Annotated in this window: 19 protein-coding genes; 8 read left to right on the top strand and 11 right to left on the bottom strand. The window is 70.0% G+C overall.

Annotation, left to right across the window (positions count from 1 at the left end):
* Positions 1 to 77 precede the first annotated feature (77 nt).
* Positions 78 to 692, top strand: a complete 615-nt coding sequence (locus tag AB0I43_RS37270; protein ID WP_356979025.1) for a DUF6461 domain-containing protein — start codon at positions 78 to 80, stop codon at positions 690 to 692.
* A gap of 47 nt (positions 693 to 739) precedes the next feature.
* On the opposite strand, the gene AB0I43_RS37265 is transcribed toward AB0I43_RS37270, so the two are convergent.
* Positions 740 to 2,080 (bottom strand): MATE family efflux transporter, encoded by a 1,341-nt coding sequence (locus tag AB0I43_RS37265; RefSeq protein ID WP_356979116.1) that lies wholly within the window; start codon positions 2,078 to 2,080, stop codon positions 740 to 742.
* A gap of 219 nt (positions 2,081 to 2,299) precedes the next feature.
* Here AB0I43_RS37265 and AB0I43_RS37260 point away from each other — a divergent pair, with 219 nt between their 5' ends.
* On the top strand, positions 2,300 to 2,800 hold the full coding sequence (locus AB0I43_RS37260; RefSeq protein ID WP_356979024.1) for a GNAT family N-acetyltransferase: 501 nt from the start codon (positions 2,300 to 2,302) through the stop codon (positions 2,798 to 2,800).
* A gap of 22 nt (positions 2,801 to 2,822) precedes the next feature.
* Here the strand turns inward: AB0I43_RS37260 and AB0I43_RS37255 are convergent, their stop codons facing one another.
* From AB0I43_RS37255 to rimP, 7 genes are all read right to left on the bottom strand, one after another.
* Positions 2,823 to 3,851, bottom strand: a complete 1,029-nt coding sequence (locus AB0I43_RS37255; RefSeq protein ID WP_356979022.1) for a bifunctional oligoribonuclease/PAP phosphatase NrnA — start codon at positions 3,849 to 3,851, stop codon at positions 2,823 to 2,825.
* A gap of 9 nt (positions 3,852 to 3,860) precedes the next feature.
* Positions 3,861 to 4,301 (bottom strand): 30S ribosome-binding factor RbfA, encoded by a 441-nt coding sequence (gene rbfA / locus AB0I43_RS37250; RefSeq protein WP_356979020.1) that lies wholly within the window; start codon positions 4,299 to 4,301, stop codon positions 3,861 to 3,863.
* Between the two features lie 24 nt (positions 4,302 to 4,325).
* On the bottom strand, positions 4,326 to 4,616 hold the full coding sequence (locus AB0I43_RS37245) for a DUF503 domain-containing protein (RefSeq protein ID WP_356979018.1): 291 nt from the start codon (positions 4,614 to 4,616) through the stop codon (positions 4,326 to 4,328).
* Between the two features lie 162 nt (positions 4,617 to 4,778).
* A complete protein-coding gene (gene infB / locus AB0I43_RS37240; protein ID WP_356979016.1) occupies positions 4,779 to 7,772 on the bottom strand; it encodes a translation initiation factor IF-2 in 2,994 nt (997 codons plus the stop codon).
* Between the two features lie 109 nt (positions 7,773 to 7,881).
* The gene (locus AB0I43_RS37235) at positions 7,882 to 8,289 is read right to left on the bottom strand and encodes a YlxR family protein (RefSeq protein ID WP_356979114.1); all 408 of its coding nucleotides are present in this window, start codon (positions 8,287 to 8,289) and stop codon (positions 7,882 to 7,884) included.
* Between the two features lie 47 nt (positions 8,290 to 8,336).
* Positions 8,337 to 9,365: a transcription termination factor NusA gene (gene nusA, locus AB0I43_RS37230; RefSeq protein ID WP_356979014.1), complete on the bottom strand. Its 1,029-nt coding sequence runs from the start codon at positions 9,363 to 9,365 to the stop codon at positions 8,337 to 8,339.
* On the bottom strand, positions 9,362 to 9,991 hold the full coding sequence (gene rimP / locus AB0I43_RS37225; protein WP_356979012.1) for a ribosome maturation factor RimP: 630 nt from the start codon (positions 9,989 to 9,991) through the stop codon (positions 9,362 to 9,364). Before rimP ends, nusA begins: the two co-directional genes overlap by 4 nt.
* Before the next feature lie 252 nt (positions 9,992 to 10,243).
* On the opposite strand from rimP, the gene AB0I43_RS37220 reads away from it, so the two are divergent.
* Together AB0I43_RS37220 and AB0I43_RS37215 are read left to right on the top strand one after the other, a co-directional pair.
* Positions 10,244 to 10,762, top strand: coding sequence for a hypothetical protein (locus AB0I43_RS37220; protein WP_356979011.1), 519 nt, complete (start codon positions 10,244 to 10,246; stop codon positions 10,760 to 10,762).
* On the top strand, positions 10,759 to 11,199 hold the full coding sequence (locus tag AB0I43_RS37215) for a ferritin-like domain-containing protein (RefSeq protein ID WP_356979009.1): 441 nt from the start codon (positions 10,759 to 10,761) through the stop codon (positions 11,197 to 11,199). Before AB0I43_RS37220 ends, AB0I43_RS37215 begins: the two co-directional genes overlap by 4 nt.
* A gap of 88 nt (positions 11,200 to 11,287) precedes the next feature.
* Here the strand turns inward: AB0I43_RS37215 and AB0I43_RS37210 are convergent, their stop codons facing one another.
* From AB0I43_RS37210 to AB0I43_RS37200, 3 genes are all read right to left on the bottom strand, one after another.
* Positions 11,288 to 11,647 carry a hypothetical protein gene (locus tag AB0I43_RS37210; RefSeq protein ID WP_356979007.1) on the bottom strand — a complete coding sequence of 120 codons (360 nt, stop codon included), beginning with the start codon at positions 11,645 to 11,647 and terminating at the stop codon, positions 11,288 to 11,290.
* A gap of 67 nt (positions 11,648 to 11,714) precedes the next feature.
* A complete protein-coding gene (locus AB0I43_RS37205; protein WP_356979005.1) occupies positions 11,715 to 13,466 on the bottom strand; it encodes an acyl-CoA dehydrogenase family protein in 1,752 nt (583 codons plus the stop codon).
* Positions 13,467 to 13,863: 397 nt separating this feature from the next.
* Complete coding sequence (locus AB0I43_RS37200) at positions 13,864 to 14,550, bottom strand: maleylpyruvate isomerase family mycothiol-dependent enzyme (RefSeq protein WP_356979003.1); 687 nt, start codon at positions 14,548 to 14,550, stop codon at positions 13,864 to 13,866.
* 271 nt (positions 14,551 to 14,821) lie between these two features.
* Between AB0I43_RS37200 and AB0I43_RS37195 the strand changes: the two genes are divergently transcribed.
* From AB0I43_RS37195 to glmS, 4 genes are read left to right on the top strand one after another with little or no spacing between them, the layout of a single operon-like run.
* Positions 14,822 to 16,009: an MFS transporter gene (locus AB0I43_RS37195; RefSeq protein ID WP_356979001.1), complete on the top strand. Its 1,188-nt coding sequence runs from the start codon at positions 14,822 to 14,824 to the stop codon at positions 16,007 to 16,009.
* Complete coding sequence (locus tag AB0I43_RS37190; RefSeq protein ID WP_356979000.1) at positions 15,997 to 17,400, top strand: glycosyltransferase; 1,404 nt, start codon at positions 15,997 to 15,999, stop codon at positions 17,398 to 17,400. The genes AB0I43_RS37195 and AB0I43_RS37190 overlap by 13 nt, the downstream gene beginning before the upstream one ends.
* A complete protein-coding gene (locus AB0I43_RS37185; RefSeq protein ID WP_356978999.1) occupies positions 17,391 to 18,098 on the top strand; it encodes a PIG-L deacetylase family protein in 708 nt (235 codons plus the stop codon). Before AB0I43_RS37190 ends, AB0I43_RS37185 begins: the two co-directional genes overlap by 10 nt.
* Positions 18,099 to 18,110: 12 nt before the next feature.
* The gene (glmS, locus tag AB0I43_RS37180) at positions 18,111 to 19,895 is read left to right on the top strand and encodes a glutamine--fructose-6-phosphate transaminase (isomerizing) (protein WP_356978997.1); all 1,785 of its coding nucleotides are present in this window, start codon (positions 18,111 to 18,113) and stop codon (positions 19,893 to 19,895) included.
* Positions 19,896 to 19,902: the final 7 nt, after the last annotated feature.

The following is a 19,902-nucleotide window of genomic DNA, read 5'->3' as shown; positions in this document are numbered from 1 at the left end:
TGAATATCGTTTCCAGGTATGCCTTCCGGTTCCGCCGTGTCCTTCAGGATGTCGGTGCGGCATGCGAAAGTTGGCGCATGACCGGTTTCACCACCGCCACGGACTACGCCTGGGCGGACGAGCAGTACGCGCATCTGATGGAGGCGTACTGCCTGACCCTGGTGCGCGGGCTGGAGCCCGCGGCGTTGCTCGGCGCGCTGGGCGCGGAGCCGCGCCCCAGCGTCGTCGGCGTCGACGCCCTGCACGAGCCCAGCTTCGACGCCTGGGACGATCACGGCGGCGACAAGCTATTCCTCGGGGTCACCCGCGTCGGCGAGTGGGCCCTGATGGTCGAGTCCAACGGCTACCTCGGGACGATCAGCACGGTGATACAGCCGCTGTCGCGCGGGCGCACGGTGGTGTCGCACTTCCGCAATGTCAACGCGGTGGACCACTTCTACTGGTACGAGGACGGCGCGCTGCGCCTGCATTTCGAGCCGCTCTTCGCCCACAGCCGCGAGGGCAGCCACGCCGAGGAATTCGCCGCGGAGATGCGAGAATCCGGCTTCGACCTCAGCGCCGACGAGGACCGCGATTTCGAATGGCACACCGAGGCCGCCTTCGCGCTCGCCCACCGCGTCACCGGCGTCCGGCTCACCCCGGAGCTCTTCGCCACCGCGGAATTCACCTGCGGGCTCGCACCACGCCCCTGATCCGCGCGTCACACCGATCTCGGGCCACCACCCCGCCCGAGGCCGGTTCAGGCGCTGCCCGCCGGCACCTCCGCGCCCACCCGGATCCAGCGCCCGGACAGAGCCCGCCACACCACGGCCGCGAGCCGCAGGATCATGAAGGCGACCAGGCCCGTCCAGATTCCGGCGAGCCCCCAGTCGAAGATCAGCGACAGCCAGATCGCGGGCAAGAAGCCGAGCAGCGCGGCGCCGAGGGTGGCGGTGCGCAGGAAGGCGGCGTCGCCCGCGCCGAGCAGCACTCCGTCCAGCGCGAACACCACACCTGCTACCGGGATGATCGCGACGAAGAACCACCAGGCGACGCCCGCACGGTCCAGGACCTCCGGGTCGGTGGTGAACAGCCGCGGAACCAGGCTGTAGCCGGCCGCGAAGCATCCGGCCAGGATTAGCGCGAAGGCCGTGGACCACTCGGTGATGCGCCGCGCCAGCCACTTCGCGCCGCCGGCGTCACCCGCGCCCAGCGCGGCGCCGACCAGGGTCTGCGCGGCGATGGCCAGCGAATCCAGGGTGAGCGACAGGAAGGTCCACAGTTGCAGCACCAGCTGATGGGCCGCGACCGAGGCCGCCCCGAACCGGGCCGCGACCGCCGCCGCCGAGACGAAGCAGGCTTGGAACGCGAGACTGCGGGCGATCAGATCGCGCCCCATCACCAACTGGGCCTTGATGACCGACCAGTGCGGCGCCAGCGAAATTCGCTCGCGCACCAGCGCGTACAGGAACAGCACCCCGCTCACCCCCTGCCCCGCCAGGTTGGCCACGGCCGATCCGGGCAGGCCGAGTTCCGGTGCGCCGAACCAGCCGTGCACCAGGATCGGGCACAGCACCGCCGAAAGCAGCAGGCCCACCACCACATACACCAGCGGCCGCCGAATATCCTGCACGCCGCGCATCCACCCGTTGCCCGCCATCGAGATCAGGATCAGCGGCACCCCGCACACCGCGATCCGCAGCCACTCCAGCGCCGCCGCGGCGATGTCACCGCCACCGGCGATGGCGCTGGTCAACGGGACCGCGAAGAGCTGCACCACGGCCACGATGACGAGCCCGACCGCGACCGCGATCCAGGTCGCCTGCACCCCTTCGGCCATCGCGCCCGGATCGTCGCCCGCGCCGTGCCGTCGGGCCGCGCGCGCCGTCGTCCCGTACGACAGGAAGGTCAGCTGCGCGCTCACCTGCGCCAGGATCAGCCCGCCGACCGCCAGCCCGGCCAGGGCCAGCGCCCCCAGCCGCCCCACCACGGCCATGTCGAACAGCAGATAGATCGGCTCGGCCACCAGCACGCCGAGCGCGGGCAGCGCCAACCCCAGTATCCGCCCGGGTCCGGCGTCCACCCCGCCCTCGGCCACCACCGGCTTACCGAACCGCCCCACGCCCAACCTCCCGACACCACTCGCCACCGATCTCGAACTCCCCCACCCAACCACTCCGCACCGACAACCACACACCCGCAGCTCTTACCGGACACCGGCTGCCCGCCACGCACCATCGCATCACCAGATACGTGCCGAACAGCTCGGGCGACCACGTGAACGCCATCCCGCGTTCGTGACCGGAGCTACAGTCGAACGGTGCTGGCCGAGTTGAGGACCGAGCGGTTGCTGCTGCGACGGTTGCGCGAGCCGGACCGCGAGACGGTGGTCGGGCTGCAAACCGATCCCGAGGCCGAGCGGCTGAATCCGGAGCCGCATACCGTGGCGAGCGCGAACGCGCTGTTCGACGCGTGGTTGCGGCAGTGGGACGAAGACGGCTTCGGGTACCTGGCGGCCGCCGGACTCGACCGCCCGGCCGAGGTGCTCGGCTTCGGCGGCGTCCGTTATCTGGAGTGGCACGGCGAACGGGTGCTGAATCTGGCCTATCGGTTCTGGCCGCATGCCTGGGGCCGGGGCTACGCGACGGAGCTGGCCGCGGCGGCCGTCGCCTGGGCGGAGCAGAGGTTGCCCGGCGTGCCGATCGCCGCCGACGTCAGCGAGTCGAACACGCCGTCGCTGCGGGTGGTGCGCAAACTCGGATTCCTGCTGCACGCGACCGAGGAATTCGGCGGTCAGCCGTCCCTGCATCTGCGGCGCTGAATTGCCTTGCCGGACAGGCGGTTCAGCCGAGCACGGCGAGCAACGCGGCCACGATGTCCGCGGGCTGCCCGTGCGTGGTGTAGCCCGCCGCGTAGCGATGCCCGCCCCCGCCCAGCGCCGTCGCCACCTCGGCGACATCGACGCCGTCACACGCGCCGGGGCCGGAATCCCGCGAGCGCAGCGACACCATCCAGCGATCATCCACGGTGGGCGACTGTTTGAAGACGGCGGCGATCCCCGCCTCGGTGGTGGTGCGCACGATGTCGATCACGCTCTGCGATTCCTCGGAACCTACGCCGATCTCGTCCTCGCGGCGCACGAACACGTAGGCCAGGCCGACGCCGCCGCGCACGCCGGGCGCCAGCTGTGCGGTGCCGAGCACACTGGACAGCATCCGCAGCCAGGCGAAAGGGTGGGTGTCGAGCAGGGTGCGGGCGATCTCGGGCCCGTCGATCCCGGTCGCGAGCAGCCGTTCAGCCAGCGCGTGCGTACCGGGACGGACCCAGCGGAACGAACCGGTATCGGTGACCAGCCCCGCGTACAGGCAGTGCGCGATGTCGGCATCGATCGGCTCACCCCAGGCGTCGAGCAGATCGGCGAGCATCGCGGTCGTCGACTCGGCCTCCGGATCCACCATGTTGACGGTGCCGAACGCGGTATTCGAGCGATGGTGATCCAGCACCAGACTGGTCGCGGCGCCGGGTAGCCGGTCCGCGAGGACACCGAGCCGGTCGATGCTGCCGCAATCCACCGCGACCAGCAGATCGACCTCGGCGGGCACGGCCGCCGGGGGCACCAGCAGCCGCACACCCGGCAGCGACCGCATGGACAACGGCAACTCGGCGGGTTCGGCGAAGGACACCCGCACGGGAATCCCCCGCCGTTCCAGCACCAGGGCCAGGGCCAGCCCGCTGCCGATGGTGTCGGCGTCGGGCTGCACATGGCACACGATGGTCGCCGACCGGGCCGCGGTCAGCACCGCGATGGCGGCGTCGAACCGTGTCGCCGCGCGTGCCGCACCCGCCCCCGCCGGGCTCTCCCTGAGTGTCATGCCCGGCCGTTACTCGTCGTCGCGATCGACCTTGTAGGGGTCGGCGTCGCCCGCGGGCGTGGCGTTGGCCCGCGCCGCCGCGACTTCCTCGTCGGCGGCCCGGGCGCGCGCGAGCAGTTCCTCCATGTCGCGGGCGACATCGGGGACCTTGTCGAGCACGAAGGCCAGCGTCGGGGTGAACTTCACGCCGGTACCGGCCCCGACCTTGGAGCGCAGCACGCCCTTGGCCTTCTCCAGGCCGGCCGCGGCGGCCGCGTAGTCGGGTTCGGCGTTCACCGTTTCGCCCATGACCGTGTAGTACACCGTGGCATCGCGCAGGTCACCGGTGACCTTCGCGTCGGTGATCGTCACGAAACGCAGCCGCGGGTCCTTCACCTCGTGATCGATGGCGGTCGCCACGATCTCGGAGATCCGCTTGGCGAGTCGGCGTGCCCTGGCTGGATCTGCCATGGCCTTTCCCTCCTCTTGGAATGTCTAATCTTCGGGTCCGAAGATCCGCCGGCGTACTGCCAGCAACTCTAACTCCGGACGGGCCGCCACGGTGCGTTCGCAGCGATCGAGTACCTCGGTCAAATGGTCCATACCGTTGCTGACCATGGCTATACCCAGCAACGTACGGCGATAGCGGTCATGTTCCCCGCCTTCGGTCGTGCTGACTCCGAAACGCTGCAATTCGGCCAGCACCGGCCGGATCACCGACCGCTTCTCTTTCAACGAGTGCACATCCCCGAGCAGGATGTCGAATTCGAGTGCACCAAGAAACATATGAACCCCCGTGCTGTCGATGAAGGATGGACGAAAGCCGCGCTCCCGGAGACGAATTGCGCCGGAAGACGCGGCGATCAGGTTCGCGGACGCGGGCGGTGTCCAGCAGCGGCGGCCCCTGTACCACGGGGGGAGGTCGGAGCCGCCGCCGACGAGAAACTACTAGTCGCGCGGCTTTTCGCGCATCTCGTAGGCCTCGATGATGTCGCCTTCCTTGATGTCGTTGTAGGTCAAGGTCAGACCGCACTCGTAGCCCTCGCGGACCTCGGTGGCGTCGTCCTTTTCCCGCTTCAAGGAGGAGATCGTCACGGTCTCGGCGACCACGACGTTGTCGCGGAGCAAGCGCGCCTTGGCGTTGCGCTTGACCGAACCCGAGAGCACCATGCAACCCGCGATGTTGCCGATCTTGGAGGACCGGAAGATCGCCCGGATCTCGGCGCGGCCCAGCTCGACCTCTTCGTAGATCGGCTTGAGCATGCCCTTGAGGGCCTTCTCGACCTCGTCGATCGCCTCGTAGATGACCGAGTAGTACCGGATGTCGACGCCTTCGGTCTGGGCGAGCTTGGCCGCCTTGCCCTCGGCGCGGACATTGAACCCGATGATGATCGCGTTGGACGCGGTCGCCAGGTTGACGTCGGTTTCGGTGACGCCACCGACACCGCGGCCGATCACCCGCAGGCGCACCTCGTCGTCGACCTCGATACCGAACAGCGCCTCTTCGAGGGCCTCGACGGTACCGGAGTTGTCGCCCTTGAGGATCAGGTTCAGCTCCGAAGTCTCCTTCAGCGCGGCATCCAGATCTTCCAGGGAGATGCGCTTGCGGCCACGCGCGGCCAGGGCGTTGCGCTTGCGCGCGCTGCGCCGGTCGGCGATCTGGCGGGCGATGCGATCCTCGTCCACCACGAGCAGGTTGTCACCCGCGCCGGGCACCGAGGTGAAGCCGATGACCTGCACCGGCCGCGACGGCAGCGCCGCCTCGACATCCTCGCCGTGCTCGTCGACCATGCGGCGCACGCGACCGTAGGCGTCGCCCGCCACGATCGAGTCGCCGACGCGCAGCGTGCCGCGCTGGATGAGCACGGTGGCCACCGGGCCGCGGCCACGGTCCAGGTGCGCCTCGATGGCGACACCCTGGGCGTCCATGTCCGGGTTGGCCCGCAGGTCCAGCGCCGCGTCCGCGGTGAGCAGGACCGCCTCGAGCAGTGCGTCGATGTTGGTGCCCTGCTTGGCCGAGATGTCGACGAACATGGTGTCGCCACCGTATTCCTCGGCCACCAGGCCGTATTCGGTCAGCTGCTGGCGAATCTTCTGCGGATTCGCGCCTTCCTTGTCGATCTTGTTGACCGCGACCACGATCGGCACGTCGGCCGCCTGGGCGTGGTTGATGGCCTCCACCGTCTGCGGCATGACGCCGTCGTCGGCGGCGACCACCAGGATCGCGAGGTCGGTGGCCTTGGCGCCACGGGCACGCATGGCCGTGAAGGCCTCGTGACCCGGGGTGTCGATGAAGGTGACCAGGCGCTCGTTGCCTTCCAGCGAGGTCAGCACCTGGTAGGCGCCGATGTGCTGGGTGATGCCGCCGGCTTCGCCCTCACGGACGTTCGCCTTACGGATCGTGTCGAGCAGTCGGGTCTTACCGTGGTCGACGTGACCCATGACGGTCACCACCGGCGGACGGCTCTCGAGATCTTCCTCGCCGCCCTCGTCCTCGCCGTAGGTGAGGTCGAACGAGCTGAGCAGCTCGCGGTCCTCGTCCTCCGGGCTGACGACCTGCACGACGTAGTTCATCTCGCTGCCGAGCAGCTCGAGGGTCTCGTCGTTGACCGACTGGGTCGCGGTGACCATCTCGCCGAGGTTGAACAGGGCCTGCACCAAGGCGGCCGGGTTCGCGTCGATCTTCTCCGCGAAGTCCGACAGCGAGGCGCCGCGGGCCAGGCGAATGATCTCGCCGTTGCCGCGGGGCAGCCGCACGCCGCCGACGGCGGGCGCCTGCATCGACTCGTACTCGGCGCGCTTCGCCCGCTTCGACTTACGGCCACGACGCGGAGCGCCACCGGGACGACCGAACGCACCGGCCGCGCCACCACGGCCACCGGGACCACCCGGGCGGCCACCGCCGCCACCGGGACGTCCACGGAAACCACCGGCCGCGGGAGCACCGGCACCGGGCGCACCCGTGCCGCCACCCGCGCCACCGCCGCGGTAGCCACCGCCACCGCCGCCGGGACGACCGGCGCCGCCACCGGGACGACCGGCACCGCCACCCGGGCGACCGGCACCCGCGCCGCCCGGACCCGGACGGGCCGAACGTGCGGGCATGGCACCGGGATTCGGGCGCGGCGGCATCGAGCCGGGGCTCGGCCGCGGGCCGCCGGGACGGGGACCGCCACCCTGGGCCGCGGCCGGGCGGGGACCGCCCTGGCCCGGACCACCGGGACGCGGGCCACCCTGACCGGGACGGGGACCGCCCTGGCCCTGCCCCTGACCGGGACGCGGGCCACCCTGGCCCTGACCGGGGCGGGGGCCGCCCTGACCGGGGGTCGGGCGCGGCGCGCGCTCACGCTCGGGCGCCGAGGAGAAGGGGTTGTTGCCGACGCGCGGCGTCTTCGGGCCCGGCTTCGGGCCACCCGGACGCGGACCGGCGGGGGCCGCGGCGGCGGGACGCTGCTGCTGGCCCGGCTGCGGAGCGCCCGGGGTGGGACGCGGACCGGCCGGAGCCGGAGCGGACTTGGGCGCCTCGGCCGCGGGCGCGGCCGGCGTCGGGGCGGGACCCGGCCGCACGGCCGGGCCGGGGCGGGCGCCCTCGGACGGCCGCGGCGCGGCGGGCGCCGCCGGAGCGCTGGCGGCCGGAGCTGCCGGGGTCGCGGCGGCCGGAGCCGGCGCCGCGGGCTTGGGACCGGGGCGCGGACCGCCGCCGGGGGTGGGCTTCGCGGCCGGCTTGGCCGACGACGCGGGACCGGGCTTGGACCCGGACTTGGATTCGCCGCCGGCGCTCTTCGCCGACAGCGACTCGCGCAGCCGGCGGGCGACGGGTGCTTCCACCGTCGAGGACGCCGACTTCACGAACTCGCCCTGCTCCTTGAGCTTGGCGAGTAGTTCTTTGCTCGTGACACCGAGTTCTTTGGCCAACTCGTGCACGCGGGCCTTGCCTGCCACTGCTCTCCTCACTGAGAGGTCGAGCAGCTCCGCCGTTTCAGGGGACGGCGGCCCGCACGACCTCGGGTTATCTCCGATGGACGTTCATCGTTGGTACTTCACGGTGTGCTCATGAGTGCTCGTGCCTGTTCTCGAGGTAATGCTCCAGGGCTGAGATATCCAGATGTCCGGACACTCGTAGTGCTCTGCCGAATGCTCGGCGTCGCTCTGCCGCGGTCAGACAAGACGAAAGGGGGTGCAACCAGGCACCCCTTCCGGGAAGTCTGCGCCGTGAATCGGGAACGATCGCGACGATACGGGATCCGTCGGACGATTCCCGATCTTGTGCCACGATCCGCAACAGATCGACGGCCAACTCGCGCTTCCGGCATCCGATACATGTGCGCACCGGAGCACTCCGTGGGGATTGCTCATTGGTGCGTTCTTGCAAAGGAACCGAAGGCTCGCGCTGAACCTGTGACCACTCTACCGCCGACCCGGTCGGAACGACGAACCCCGCCCCCTGGGAAGTTACCAACATGTCATCCCGGCGCCCGGATTCCCGGCCGCCGGCACCGCCTCCGGTCAACCGCGCTGCGCCTCCGAACGCATGCCTTCGCCCATGTCAGGGGCGGCGTCACTGCGGATATCGATGCGCCACCCGGTCAAACGGGCCGCCAGACGGGCGTTTTGCCCCTCCTTGCCGATCGCCAGCGACAGCTGGAAGTCCGGCACCACCACGCGGGCCGCTCGCGCCTCGGGGTCGACGATGGTGACCGACACCACTTTCGAGGGCGAGAGCGCATTGCCGACGAAGGCGGCCGGATCCTCGGCCCAGTCGATGATGTCGATCTTCTCGCCGGCCAGTTCGCTCATCACGTTGCGCACGCGCTGCCCCATCGGGCCGATGCACGCGCCCTTGGCGTTGACGCCGGCCACGGTGGAGCGCACCGCGATCTTGGAGCGGTGCCCGGCCTCGCGCGCCACGGCGACGATCTCGACCGAACCGTCGGCGATTTCGGGCACCTCGAGGGCAAACAGGCGGCGAACGAGGTTCGGGTGCGTCCGCGAGAGCGTGATCTGCGGGCCGCGCGGACCGCGCGAGACACCGTAGACGTAGGCCTTGATGCGATCGCCGTGCTCGTAGGTCTCCCCCGGCACCTGCTCGGCCGACGGGATCAGCGCCTCGGTGCCGTGCAGTTCGCTGCCGATGCGCACCACCACGGTGCCGCGGGCGTTGGCGCGCGCGTCGCGCTGCACCACGCCGCCGACGATGTCGCCCTCGTGCGTGGAGAACTCGCCGAAGGACTTCTCGTTCTCCGCGTCACGCAGCCGCTGCAGCACCACCTGGCGCGCGGTGGTGGCCGCGATCCGGCCGAAACCCTCTGGGGTGTCGTCCCATTCGGAGATGACGTTGCCGTCGGCGTCGAGCTCGCGCGCCATCACCCGGACCACGCCGGTCTTCTGGTTGATGTCGATGCGGGCGTTGGGCTGGTGGCCCTCGGTGTGCCGGTAGGCGGTGAGCAGCGCGGATTCGATCGCGGAGATCACCGTCTCGATCGAGATCCCCTTGTCGGCGACGATCGCGCGCAGGGCTTCGATTTCGATGTTCATTCCACGATCCCTTCGGATGCTGATTCGGATGAGAGGTCTGCGGGTTCGGCGCCGGGGACCGGCTTGCCGGGGGCGATGCCACCGGCCAGTTCCAGTTCCTTGGCGCCGGGCGGGTTGAACTCGACCTGGACCACGGCTTCGGCGATATCGGCCAGCGGGATCGTGACCAGGTGCGGCTTGGCTTTTCCGCCGAGCACCAGGCCGATCTGCTCGCCGTCGAGCGCGCCGGCGCGGGCCTCGAACTTGGCGGCCCCCGCCGGGTCCGGCGAGGACGCGCCGCTGCGTAGCTTGATCCGGACCTTGCGGCCCTGTGCGCGCCGCCAGTGCCGGTCCGCCGTGAGCGGGCGGTTGATGCCGGGGGTGGTGACTTCGAGCAGGTAGGGCGTTTCACCGAAGTCGCCGGCCGCGTCCAGCGCCTCGGAGATCTCGTTGCTCAGCGCCGCGACCGCGTCCAGATCGACCGCGGCGTCGCTGTCGATGATCACCTTGACCCGATGCTGACCCGCGTCGCCGAGCTCCGTTTGCGGTCCGGCAGTGGAGATCTCGACGCCCTCGAGGTCGAATCCCCGGCGTTCGACGAGCTCAGCTACTAGCTGGCTCACCCTTTCCTCGGTCGGCATCGGCATCTGGGGCGGCTCCTGGTTCAGTTGTGACGCGGGGGAAATTTATTTCTGTACCGAAGGTCTAGCGTAACGCGCTCGGAGAGTGTAAAGGACCACCCGGTGCAGGCAAGTTTGCTGGGTACGTCACACGCCCGCGGCGGGCTCGCTCACGCCCGCGCCGCCACCGGACCGATCCGGGGAATCTGGCACGATGGTGCCGTGCCCATCCGCCTCCTCGCCCCGCATGCCGGGTGCTCGCCCGGCCACACTACTGGCTTGTCCCGTCGTACCGCACTCCGGTTGGCGGGCAGCGGCGCCCTCGGGGCGCTCGCGCTCGGTGCGAGCGCGGCCTGCGGCGAGGAACCACTACAGGCGCCGGATCCGCTTGCCGCGCAGGTCGCCCTGGCCAAGGCCGACGCCGCGGCGGCGACGGCCGCCATCGCGCTGGCGCCGCAGTTGCAGAACGAACTGAGCACCATCGCCGCCGAGCGCACCGCGCACGCCGAGGCGCTGCAAGCCGAAATCGACCGTGTCATCGGCGTTTACGGTGACGGCACCACACCGGTGCCGCGCACGCGCGCCGCCGTGGCGCCGTCCGGTTCGGCGGGCCCGGGCGGGCCGAGCAGCACACCGGCCCCGGCCACGCCGCTCGAGCCGGACCAGTTGCGCGAGCAGCTCGGCCGCTCCCGGCAGTCGGCGGCCGATCTCAGCCGCCAGCTCTCCGGCTACCGCGCGGGCTTGCTCGCGTCCATCAGCGCGTCCTGCGCGACCGAGGTGGGAGTCCTGCTCACATGACGACCGGCCAGCAGCAGGCGCTGCTCGACGCGCTCGAAGCCGAATACGCCGCCGTGTACGCCTACGGTGTCGTCGCGGCCTACGCCAACACCGATCGGGCCCGGCTGGTCGCGGAATACGTTGCCGCGCACCGGGCCCGACGCGATTCCACCATCGACGCGCTGAAACTGGCCGGGGTGGCGGTGCCGGCGCCGGACCCCGCCTACACCACGCCGTTCCCGGTGGACGATCCGATTCCGGCGGCGAGGCTGGCGGTGGCCGTCGAGAACGATTGCGCGATCGCGTGGCGCGCGGTGGTCGAGCGCGCCGATACCGCGGAGGTGCGGCGCACCGGGATCGATGGGCTCACCGAATCCGCTGCGCGACAGGCGAGCTGGCAGAAGATCCTGGGGGCGAGTCCGGCGACGGTGGCGTTTCCGGGCAAGCCCGCTCAGTAGGCTCCGGCCGGTCTCCTGCGAGACCGGCCGGATCTTGCTGCCTACGGACGCATTTCGGCCGCCCTGTGGTGGGCGCCCGATCGCAGCGCTATGGCTGGGAACCGTCCGGTGAATCGGCGGGCGCGGGTGCTGTGACACCCGGGACGTCGAGATGTGCCGCGATCGCGTACAGCACTGTCTCCACCTTGTCGAAGCGCGCGTCCACTTGCTCGAAGCGCGCGTCCACCAGCTCGAAGCGCGCATCCACCTGCTCGAAACGCGCATCCACCCGGCGCTCGAACTTCTCGAAGCGCTTCTCCAGCTTCTTCAAGCGCTTCGCGGTCTTCTTAGCCAGCACGCGCGTGTCGACGATTGTGTCGACCAGCGCCGCTCGGTCGTCTTCCCAGCTCTCCCACTTGGTTTCCAAAGTTCCGACCCGCTTGCCCAAGTTCTCCAATGTCACCGTCATGAAGCCCCCTTCTCGGAATCGAATCGACGCGGGCCAGTGTAGAAGGGGGCACCGACAGTGTGGCCGGCTACGGGCGCATTTCGTATGCGCCGTCGTAAGCGACGACCTGATCCCAGACCCGGTCGAAACGCTCGCGGTCGGCAACCGGGGTGCGCAGCGCGCCGAGCGCCCATTCCCGCTGGGCCTGGGTGGTGGACGGCTTGCCGTACAGCGTGGTGACGTGGCCGTTGAAGTCGCGGACCTGGAAGTCGAAGATCTGGTCCAGCACGTCGCGGTCCAGTCCGGTGATCGCGGCCTGCTCCAGGATCAGCTGCCCGTAGACCACCAGCGAGAACAGGTGGCCGATGGTCAGCATGAAGTCCAGGTCCTGCTGCTGGGTCGCGTCCGGCGCGGCGTGCAGCAGCAGGTGGCGCAGCGCCTGGGCCTGCTCGTAGAAGCGGGCCACGTTCGGCACGTCGGAGTGCTTCTCGTACACCGGGGTCCAGTCGGCGAACTGCACCTTGCCCGCGCCGCGGGCCGGGCCCTGGGCCCAGAAGAAGGTGTCGTCGGCGGCGTCGAGCCGGGTGCCGACCTCCGGGTACTCCTTCGGGTTGAACAGGTAGTTCGGCATGAACTTCAGGATCTGCCCGACGTTGACGTGCACGGTGCCCTCCAGCCGGGGCAGCGTGTTGATCAGGCGGGAGACCTCGGCGAAGTAGGTGTTCTTCTCGAAGCCCTTGGCGGCCAGCACATCCAGCAGCAGGGTCATCACGACCTCGCCCTCGGAGGTGACCTTGGACTTGGTCATCGGGTTGAACAGCAGGTAGCGCCGGTCCTCGAGGCTGGCCGTGCGGAAGTAATCCACGGCGCGGTCGCTGAAGAGCTTCATCGCGACGATGCGGCTGTAGGCGTCGACGAAATTGCCGCGCACGTGCGGGAACTGCGTGACCGGGTTGCCGTAGAGGATCCGGTTGTTGGCGTGCGTGATGGCCTCGTAGAACGAGTGCTCGACCATGCCGACGCCGCCGTGGCAGAGGTTGAACTTGCCGACGTTGACGGTGTTCAGCGCGGCGGAGAAGGCCTCGGGGCCGGTGTGCAGGATGTCCTCGGCGCGCACCGGGTAGTTCTCCAGGCGGAAGGTGGAGACATACATCTGCTGGTGCACGACATTGCCGAGCAGGTGGTAGTTCTCGTGCTGGGAGTCCGCGGCGAACCAGACGTAGCCCTCGGCGCCGTCGAGATCGGCGCGGCGGGAGAACACCGAGACCATGCTCGCGACATTGCCGTTGCCGATGTAGTACTTCTCGCCATTGGCGCGGAACAGGATTCCGGCTTCGTGGTCGGCGCTGCCCGGCTCGGTGGGGGTGAGCACCAGGTCGGTGTTGTAGATGTCGGCGCCGTGCGACTGCTCGGACAGGCCGAAGGCCATCACCTCACCGGCGGCGAGGTCGGCCGCGGCCTTGCGCTTGGCGATCTCGTTGTCGCTCTGCCAGATCGGGCCCAGGCCGAGGATGGTGACCTGCTCGGCGTACCAGTAGGCCAGGCCGTAGAACCCGAAGATCTCCGAGAGCGCGGCGTTGCGGGCGGCGTCCCAGCGCCGGTTCTCGTCGCCGTCGGCATAGGCGGCCGGGGTGAGGAAGGTGGCGAAGAGCTTCTCCCGCTTCACGAACTCGAGGAAGTCGGAGACCCACGCGGCCTGCGCGTCGTCGGCGAGCAGCTGCGCCTTGCCGCGGGCCTCGAACCACTCGATGGTCGCCTTCAGCAGTCGACGGGTTTCGGGGTCGAAGTGCTGCGGGTCGTAGGTCGCCGGATTGAACAGCAGCGGGTCGGTGCTCGTCATGCCGGTTAACTTACCAGCGGGTAACAGCAGCGTGGGCCGGGTGTGACCAACCGCTGACCTGCAAATTCGACCTACGGAACCGTAGGTCGCGGCGGCACCCGGCTCGCCGACGCCACGGCCGGGCACTTCCCGGATCGACGACCCTGATCGACTACGAGTTGGCGGCCGTGCGCACGTCGGTCGCTGACGGCGGCCAAATCAGTCGGTGTCCGACAACCGCCTGGCCCTGGGCGGCTGCTCTTCCGCACCGCTAACGCCGTAGCGATGATCAAGCACAGGATGTTCGCCGACCTCGGTGCCTGAGGAGGTTCAGGCGTCCCACTCCTAGCGACAACCCTCGACATTCGTGCAGGTTTGTCGCTCAGAGTGGGACGGTACCGATACCCGCGCCGGGAGCTCAGGGCACGAGCGGGCCGCGCAGAACTTCCCGGGCGGTCTCCAAATCACCGGTCCAGCGCAGCGACGCGAGCGGCCGCCGGTTCCACAGGGCCAGAAACAGGGTCGATGCCGGACCGCTGAGGGTGGCCACCGGTTCGCCGGGGCCGAGTACCCAGGAACCGCCGGTATCGTCGGCGGACAATCGGACCGCGTGCGCCGGTTCGGTCGCGAGCCCGCGCTGGATCATGCGCGGCACGAACACCTCGAGCACCTCGGCGATGCCGTCGTGCGCGTGTGCGGGCTCGATCGAGCTGGCGAGACCGAGGGCGGCCTCGGCGTCGACGCGGTGCACCAGCGTCTCCAGCCAGCGCCGTCGACGCCAGAACCCCACGGTGTGCGGCGGGAAGAACGTCCAGGCCGGGGTCTCGGGCGCGGCGGCCAGCGCCGACACCAGCTCCTCCGCTGTCGCCCGGTACCAATCCCGCAGTGCGCCGGATTCTTTCGGCCCGCTCGGCGCCTCGTAGTCGCCGCGCCCCTCCCGTACCGCGGCGACCACCCACAGATTGCCGACGCCCATGTGGTCGACCAGGTCGTAGAGCGTCCAGTCACCGCAGTGCTCGACGGGCGCGTCGAGGTCCTCGGCGATCTGGTCGCCGAACTTGTCCAGCTCGGCCCGCAGCAAGGCCAGGTAGTCCGCAGGTGCCATGCCCCGATCCAAGCGCATCGAGTTCCGGCCTGCGCGGGAATCGGACTCCGACACAGCGACTTTCACCATTCCGATCGGCCGTACGCCCGGACCGATGTGGCGAAGGACACACCTCGGTGTGGCCTGGGAGTTCGGCCGCGGCTCGCCCGCGTGTCGTCCGGCGCCAGGTTTTGCGTTCGAGCCGGATCGGTACTCTGAAATCGAACACGGTGCTCCTGACCGTCCGGGGGTAGCCACTACTGCAGTCGGCAGGGCGGCCCATGAGGCAACCATGGTCCGTCGTATCGATGCAGCCCTGTCCAGCCTTTGGCTGATCTTCTTTCTCAACGGCGCGGTGCTGTCCAGTTGGGCGCCGCGGATTCCCGACGTCAAACACGAACTCGGTCTCTCCGACGGCGTGCTCGGCTTGGCGCTGTTCGGTGTCGCCGCCGGTTCGGTGCCCGCGCTGCTGGCCACCGGCGCGCTGCTGCGGCGGGTGCCCGCCCGGCCGGTCTGCCTGATCTCCGCCGTCGCGTTCGCCGCCGCGCTGCCCGCGATCGCCTTGGCGGGCAACGGTTTCGAACTCGCGCTCGTTCTCGGCGCACTCGGCATCGCGAGCGGCTGCCTGGATGTGGTCATGAACGCCCTCGGCCTCCGCTACGAGGAGCGCCGGGGCGCGCGCGTGCTGTCCCGGCTGCACGGCGGGTACAGCCTGGGCGTGCTGGCGGGAGCGGGCGCCGGTGGGCTCGCGGCGCATTTCGGTGTGCCGGTCGGTACGCATTTCAGTGTCGTCGCGGCGGCGCTGGTCGTTGTGGCACTGAGCGTTTCCCGGCGCTTACCGGTCTATGACCCGCCGCGCGCCACTCCGGCACCGGCCGGGCAACGGCGGCGCACCCCGGGATTGCCGCTGCGGATCGCCGCGCTCGCCGTGGCCGCCCTGCTGCTGGAGGGCATGCTCACGGATTGGTCGGCCCTGCTCGTCGGGCGCGACTACGGCGGCGCCACCAGCCTCGGCGCGTTCGCCATCACCGGGTTCAGCTTCGCCATGTTCGTCTCACGCACGCTCGGCGACACCCTGGTCGAGCACTTCGGCGCCCGGCGCCTGTGCACCGGCGCCGCGGCGATTGTCGTACTCGCCCTGACAGCGGGCCTGGCCCAGCCCTCCCCCGTCGGCTTGCTCGTCGCCATCATCGCCGCCAGCTGCGCGCTCGGACCACTGTTCCCGCTCGCGGTGTCGGCCGCCGGACTCGCCGGCGACCCGGCGACGATGGCCGCCAAGGTCAGCGCCGTCGGCTATCTCGCCTACCTGGGCGGACCGCCGCTCGTCGGCGTCAGTGCCGAAATACTCTCCCTGCCAATAACTTTCGCCATCGTCATGCTGGCCTGCGGCCTCACCGTCGCACTGAGCGGCCGGCGTCTTCCCGCCGCGCAACACCGCACGGCACCTTCCGAAAGGGGAACACTCTCATGGCCCACCTGATCGAAGTACCTGTCACCACGCTGGACGCCACCCGGCTGCGTCCGCACCTGCTGTCGGAACGCTGGGAACAGTTGCTCGCGGCTTGTCGCCGCCAAGCCGGCCATCGCCGCACGATGTGGCACGTCAATTCGACCGCGGCCGGCGGCGGTGTGGCCGAGATGCTGCGGCCGCTGATCGGCTACGGGCGTGATCTCGGAATCACGATGGGCTGGTTGGTGCTAGAGGCCGATCTCGATTTCTTCACCATCACCAAGCGCGTCGACAACGGCCTCTCGGGCGTCGCCGGCGACGGTGGGCCGCTCGGGGCCGCGGAGCATCGCCTCTACCGGCGGACCTGCGCGACCGCCGCCACCGGACTCGACCGATTCGTGCGTCCGGGCGACATCGTCGTCCTGCACGACCCACAGACCGCGGGCCTGGTCGAGCACGTCGCGGCGCTCGGCGCCCTGCCGATCTGGCGCCTGCACAACGGCGCCGACGACCCGAACACGCACACCGCCGCCGGATGGGACTTCCTGCGGCCGTACCTCGCGGCCGCCGCGGCCTTCGTCGTGTCCATGCCGCATTTCGGGCCGGACTGGCTGCGCGACAAGCCCACCGCCACGATCACACCGTTCCTCGATCCGCTCGCGGCCAAGAACAGGGAGATGCCGCCGGCAGCGGTCGCGGCCCAGCTGGGCCGGTGGGGTCTGCTCGAAACAGCCACGGCGGCACCGGATCCCGGGCTGGCACCGGCGGTGCTGCGCGCGGGCGGCGCGACGCCCGAGCAGCGCGACACGGTGGTGCAGGTCTCGCGTTGGGACGACGTCAAGGACATGGCCGGGGTGCTACGGGCCTTCGCCGAGGTCGTCGCGCCCGCCACCGACGCGGACCTGCTGCTGGTCGGCCCCGAGGTCACCGGCGTCGCCGACGACCCGGAGGCCGGTGCGTACTACGACCGATGCGTGCGGCAGTGGCGCGCACTGCCGCCCGGCATCCGCGACCGGACGCACCTGGTGTGCCTGCCCATGGCCGACCCCGAGGCGCACGCCACGGTGATCAACGCGCTGCAGCGGCATGCCACGGTGGTGACGCAGAAGAGCCGATCGGAGGGGTTCGGCCTCACTGTGACCGAAGCGATGTGGAAGGGCACACCGGTGCTCGGCACCGCGGTCGGCGGGCTGCGGCTGCAGATCGACAGCCCCGAGGTCGGCGTGCTGGTTCCGCCCGCCGCGTCCCCGTCGTTGTTCGGTGCCGCGCTGGTCGCGTTGCTGAATGACGCGGATCACCGCGCGGCCCTGGGACACGCCGCCCGCGAGCGGGTTCGCCGCGACTTCCTGCCCGACACCGCGCTCCTGGCCGAACTCGATCTGATCGCCGGCCTCGGACTGGAGGCGGCGGTATGCGAGTGATGGCGGTCGGCGCACATCCCGACGACATCGAGATCCTGGCGGCGGGCACGCTGGCACGCTATCGCCTCGGCGGGCACGCGGTCGCGATGTGCGTCCTGACCAACGGTGAACTCGGCGCCGATTCCGGCGACCGCGCCGCCGTCGCCGAATTGCGCAGGCGAGAGGCGGAGCGCTCGGCCGAGGTCATCGGCGCGCGGCTCTACTGGATCGGCGAGCCCGACGGCTTCCTGTTCGACACCAGGGAGACCCGGATGAGCCTGCTGACCGCCGTTCGCGACTTCGCGCCCGAAGTCCTGATCACCCACGACCCGTCGGATTACCACCCGGATCACCGCACCGCGAGCCTGCTCACCCTCAATGTCCGCCAACTCGCCGCGGCCGAACTGATCGACACCCAGGCGCCGGTGCTGCCCGGGGCCCCGCCGGTGCTCTACATGGATCCGCTCGCGCTCACCGGCGCCGCGGCCGAAATCTGGGTGGACATCGGCGGCACCATCGACACCAAACGAGAGATGCTGCGCTGCCACAAATCTCAGAACACCTGGATGCGGCGCATGCACGACCTGGACTACATCGACTACGTCGACCGGCAGGCGGCCCTGCGCGGCCTGCAGTGCGGCGTGGCGTACGCCGAGGGGTTCCGCGACGCCCGCGTCTTTCCCCTCACCGCCAACGCGACTGCCTTACTACCGAATTGAAAGGTTCAGCCCATGTGTGGAATCGCAGGAACCATCAGTCCACGAGCCCAGACCGACCTGGTCGGAATGCTGCACAGCCTCGAATACCGTGGCTACGACTCGGCCGGCATCGGCCTGCTCGACGCCGGCCGGATCGTCCGGCACCGGGCTCGGGGCCGGGTCATCGACCTGGAACGCACGCTGCCCGGATCCACCGCGCGCACGGGCATCGGCCACACCCGGTGGGCCACCCACGGTCCGCCGAGCGAACGCAACGCCCATCCGCATCTGAGTACCGACCATCGAATCGCCGTGGTGCACAACGGCACCCTGAACAACGCGGGCGAGCTGCGGGCCGCGCTGACCGAGCGGGGCGTAGCGCTCGCTTCCGACACCGACAGCGAGGTCATCGCCCACCTGATCCGGGCGGCGCTGGACACCGGGTTGCCGTTCGCCGACGCCGTCCGGCACGCGATCGCCCAGGTGGACGGGAGTTACGCGGTGCTGGCCATGGACCGCAGACGAGCCGGGACCATCGTCGCGACCACAAATGGGGGGTCGCTGCTGGTGGGCACGGGCTCCGACGGTGTGCGGGTCGCCTCCGACCTGGCCGCGCTGTCGGGCCGCTGCGATCGCTATCGCAGCCTGCGCCGGGGCGAGGTCGTCAGCCTCACCGCCGACGGCGTGGCCGACCACGGCACGGCCACGCAAGCCTGGCAACGCCTCGGGGCCGAGCGCGCGGCCGAGTTCACCCTCGGCGGCTACACCGACTTCATGACGAAGGAGATCCACGAACAGCGCACGGCCGCACAGCGTTTCCTGGACGCCCTGGACGAACCCGAGGACTGGCAGCGGTATCTGGACCGGGCCGGGGTGCGGCGGGTCAAATTCCTCGGGTGCGGCTCCTCCTACTACGCGGGGCAGCTCGGCGCGTCCTTCGTGGAATCGCTGGCCCGGATTCCGGCCGACGCCGAGCCCGCGACCGAATTCCGGTATCGGGACCCGCTTCTCGATCGCTCCTGCCTCTACGTCCTGATCAGTCAATCCGGCGAGACGCTGGACACTCTCGTCGCCGGGCGGTTCCTGCGCGAGCACGGCATGCCCGTGCTGGGCGTGGTCAACGTCGCCGACAGCGCGCTGGCCCGGGAGAGCGATGCCCGGTTGCTGTTGCGCGCCGGCCCGGAGATCTCGGTCGCCTCGACCAAGGTGTTCACCAATATGGGCTTGGCCTTTCTCACCCTGGCCGCACGGCTGGCACGCGGGGAGAACGCGCGCTCGGCGGAGCTGCCGCAGCTACAGGCCGCATGGTCCATCCTGCCCGGCGTGATCGGCGACCTGATCGACAACAGTGCCGAGATCCGCCGTGCCGCCGAAGAATTGAGCCGATTCGCGCACATGTACTTCATCGGCCGCGCGGGCATGTGGCCGATCGCCCGGGAGGGCGCGCAGAAACTCAAGGAGATCTCCTACATTCACGCCGAGGCCTACCAGGCCTCCGAACTCAAGCACGGACCGCTGGCACTGGTCGGTCCGGAACTGGCCAGCGTGGTTCTGGTTCCGCGGGACGGAAACGAGCAGCGCAACCGCACCACGGTCGAGCAGATCCAGGCACGCGGCGGCCGGGTTCACGTTGTCACCCAAGGAGATTCGACCGATTTCGCGGGCGCCACGACACTCCGCGTGCCCACTCTGCACCCCTATCTCGACCACCTGCTCGTGAACATCGCGCTGCAATTGTTCGCCTACCACGCGGCGCGCACCCTCGGCCGCGATGTCGACCGCCCGCGCAACCTCGCCAAGAGCGTGACCGTCGAGTAACGACGAA

Source organism: Nocardia sp. NPDC050435, assembly GCF_040655395.1.
GTDB lineage: Bacteria > Actinomycetota > Actinomycetes > Mycobacteriales > Mycobacteriaceae > Nocardia.
The sequence above is the reverse complement of the archived record's forward strand: the minus strand, read 5'-3'. Positions and strand labels throughout refer to the sequence as shown.